Raw genomic sequence first — 2,930 nt, 5'->3', positions numbered from 1 at the left:
GCCGTCAGCACGGTCGTCCCCGCCGGCACCGTATAGCTGTGCCCGCTCGGTTGCAAGGTCACCTTGAACGTCTTGTCCTCTGTCTCCGACACCCGATTGCTCCTTGTTGGCATGCGTCCGGTGAAATTCTTTAGTTTCATACAGCGGACACGTTGTTTCATTTACGCAAACTCTAGTCACGGCTCAGGGCATTGTCAAGATGCAACGGCACATTCACCGGTCGTGCCGTTCTTGCATGGCTGCCGCGTTGGGAAGCAAACCGCGCGGCCGGCATCGCGGCTCGCCTCCACGCATCGGCAGGCATGGCGCACAGCGGCAGGACATCGCACCTGGTCAGTACACGCGACGCAGGGCGCGCCAACCGAGACAGGCCCCGTAGCCACGAAGGCCGATGCGAGTTGTTGACACGCGCGCGGACGCCCGATGCGAAACGACCAGGCGACACGAAGTGCCGGTCAAAACGAATCCAGGGGATTTTGGTTACGGAATGAATTGCGGAGGCATCCGGCGTACTCGCCAGCTATCGACAGCCCGCACCATCTCTGCAAGCTGTTGAAGCGCGATGGCTTTGTGCTGACCATCGCGTCTTGCGGTCTGCCCACACGTTTTCCGCGGGACTATTCCGCTTGACTGGTATAGTTTGCGCTGTACGCAATATTTATCGCATACAGAAACAAATCTAAAGCGAAACACCGCCATGCGCAAGAGGGGTTTCACTGCAGAGACGAACGGGGTCCGGAACTGACGCTAGCGCCGAGCAGGCATCACTTCGCTGCCGGCGCCAGGCCGAGCAGCAGCCACAATTTCATCGTTTCGTTGGTGCGAGCATGTCCCGGCCGCCGGACTCAAGGTGTCCGCCAGTCATGCGCGAGCAGCTGCAGTGCTTTCGTGCCGGCCCGGTTGTGGCACTTGCCCTGCCAGTACGCCGGGCAAGAACTGCCCTTGCGCGGTATCCAGTCGCGGGTCTTCGTTGAGCAGGCCCCGATGCGCTGCCCTGGCGCCCGCGACACGCAATCAGCAGGCTACCCCGTGAGCAGCCCTGCACGTCCGGCTCGCGCCAGGCGAACCGGCCCGCAGCCCTGAACGGCTAAGCAGCCGACTCGAGCTGCGCATCGGCGCAGCCAAGGGCCACCGAAATATTGCAGGCGGTGGCCAGGACCTGTTGTATGTATTCCGCTTGCAGCACCTTGGTGAGCCGGGCCTGTGGTATTGCCAATGCCACGGAGCCAACCACCTTCGATTCCCTGTCGAAGACAGGCGCCGCGATGGAAGCGCCCCCGGCCACCAGCTCGCCGAGAGAAATGGCATACCTGTTACGACGAACCGTCTTGAGCGAGGCCTTGAGCTGATCACGCTCCTGCGCGGCAGGAATAGCGCGCAGGATTTCCACGATCGCCGCCTCGGAAAGAAAAGCCAGGATCGCCTTCCCCGGCGCGCCAACATGCAGCGGCCGCACCGTCAGCCCCGGGGCATAGGACAGCGGCTTCTTGCTCTTGAGTTCCTGGACGCACTCGCGCTTGTTGCCGCCCTGGAAAACGAACAGCGAGATCGTCTCGTCGGTCGCCTCCCATAGTTCCTGCAGGAAGGGCTGCGCGACCTGAACGACATCCGTGCTGGCCAGGAACGCATTGGCCAGCTCAACAGCAAAATGCGTCAACTCATAGGTGCGGGGGTCACCGTACGAGCGAAGCAGCCCCTTCTTCTCAAGCGTATTCAGCAGGCGATATAAAGTCGGGCGACTGAGCGGAACTGCCTCCTCGATCTTCGAGATACCCATTGACGGCGTCTCGATAAAACTGAGCAGAATATCCAGGGCGCGCTCGACCGAACGTACGCTATCCAAGCGAACTCCTCATGTATTTTTGGTTTCACGCTGCCTGGCACCGGCAAAGGCAGCGCTCCATTCTGCCCGACCACGGGCGAGCACCGGCAGAGCGGATTCTATCCCCAATTGCGGCACCCGGAACGCCGCCAGCCGGTATGCCCCCCATGACGTGTCTATCCGGCGAGCGTTTCCTCCTGGACCGTGTTTCTGAGAATGCCGATATTGGAGATTTCGACTTCGACGACGTCCCCGGCCCGGAGAAAGCGAGGCGGATCCTGGAACAGTCCCACCCCGCCCGGCGTGCCGGTGACGATTACATCGCCGGGAACCAGGGGACAGATGGTTGAAAAGTAGGCGACCAGCTCCTCCACCCCAAAGATCATCTCGGACAGCGGGGTGCTCTGCACCTCCACGCCGTTCAGCCGCGTCACCATGGTGTTCGCGCCAATATCCCCTGCCTCGTCAGGCGTTACCAGCCAGGGGCCAAAGGCGCCGGTTCCGGCAAAGTTCTTCCCCGCGCCGATCTGCGAGGAGTGGCGCTGCCAGTCGCGCACGGAACCGTCGTTGTAGCAGGCATAGCCGGCCACATGATCGAGCGCCGCCTCCCGCGCTATGTGTCGCCCGCCCCGCCCAATGACGACCGCAAGCTCGCCTTCATAGTCGAACTTCTCGGAAACCACCGGGCGCACAAGCGGGCCCAGGTGTCCGACCTGACTGGCCGCGACGCGATGGAAAATCATCGGCCGGGTCGGCGCCTCGACGCCGATCTCGTCGGCGTGCGCCTTGTAGTTGCGCGCGAGGCACCAGATGGCATGCGGATCCGTCACCACCGGATCCAGCGTCAGCCCGTCGATAAGGCAAGCACTGTCCCGCCCCAACTCCGCCGCGTCCCTGGCCCGGGCCAGCCCGTCATCCAGCGATAGCAAGCCTCGCATCGTCCGCGGCAAATCCGGCGCCACCTCATCCAGGCATACCACCTGCTGCGCGGACACCATGACACCCACACCTGCCCTGCCCTTGTTCTGATACGACACCAATCTCATCAGATTTGCTCCGAGAAACCTCGCCCTTCAAGGCGGGGAGTGAAAGGAGTGCTGCCGGCAGC

At 62.5% G+C, this 2,930-nt stretch carries 2 protein-coding genes; both read right to left on the bottom strand.

Annotated elements, in window-relative coordinates; all coding sequences use genetic code 11:
* Nucleotides 1–1,087: 1,087 nt before the first annotated feature.
* Entirely contained in the window at nucleotides 1,088–1,843 is a 756-nt protein-coding gene (locus CF68_RS34600) for an IclR family transcriptional regulator (protein WP_035828044.1), read from the bottom strand.
* 155 nt (nucleotides 1,844–1,998) lie between these two features.
* On the bottom strand, nucleotides 1,999–2,868 hold the full coding sequence (locus tag CF68_RS34595; protein WP_035828042.1) for a fumarylacetoacetate hydrolase family protein: 870 nt from the start codon (nucleotides 2,866–2,868) through the stop codon (nucleotides 1,999–2,001).
* Nucleotides 2,869–2,930: the final 62 nt, after the last annotated feature.

The sequence above is a fragment of the Cupriavidus sp. SK-4 genome (assembly GCF_000611125.1).
Classification (GTDB): domain Bacteria; phylum Pseudomonadota; class Gammaproteobacteria; order Burkholderiales; family Burkholderiaceae; genus Cupriavidus; species Cupriavidus necator.
The sequence above is the reverse complement of the archived record's forward strand: the minus strand, read 5'-3'. Positions and strand labels throughout refer to the sequence as shown.

Excerpts from the sequence above, each read along its gene's own strand:
- CF68_RS34595 (WP_035828042.1), bottom strand. The coding sequence starts at position 2,868 with ATGAGATTGGTGTCGTATCAGAACAAGGGCAGGGCAGGTGTGGGTGTC.